The organism is Streptococcus mitis (genome assembly GCF_946190285.1).
Lineage (GTDB): Bacteria > Bacillota > Bacilli > Lactobacillales > Streptococcaceae > Streptococcus > Streptococcus mitis_CP.
This window is the reverse complement of record NZ_CAMHZX010000023.1, coordinates 1-437: the sequence shown is the minus strand read 5'-3', so window position 1 is coordinate 437 and position 437 is coordinate 1. Positions and strand designations below refer to the sequence as shown.

Below are 437 nucleotides of genomic sequence, written 5' to 3'. Positions count from 1 at the left end.
AAACCAGGATACACAGGAACAACTGACGGAATCACAGTACAAGCAACAGATGAAAACGGAGAAACAAAAGATGCGAAGTATACACCAAAAGTAACTCCATTAACAGTAACTCCAGAAAACAAAACATCTAAGAACATCCAAGGTGTACCACAAGAAGGAACACCAACATTTACAATTCCAGAAGGTGTAACAAATGCTTCAATTACAAGTCGTAAACTAGTAGATCCAACAGACAACACACCAAAAGACTCTGTAACAGTAGAAGGAAAAGGAACATTCGTCATTGACGAAACTGGAAAAGTAACCTTCACACCAGTACCAAGCTACACAGGTGAAGTACCAGCGATTGAAGTAGAAGCAACAGTAACTGTAACAAATGAGAAAAATGAACCAGCGACAATTACTTCAAAAGCAACATACAAACCAGAAATCGTTCC

Annotated in this window: 1 protein-coding gene; it reads left to right on the top strand. The window is 38.7% G+C overall.

The genetic code is table 11. From position 1 onward, the window contains the following. Nucleotides 1-437: hypothetical protein (locus N8L39_RS09255; RefSeq protein ID WP_261010808.1), on the top strand; the 437-nt coding region annotated here is incomplete at both ends.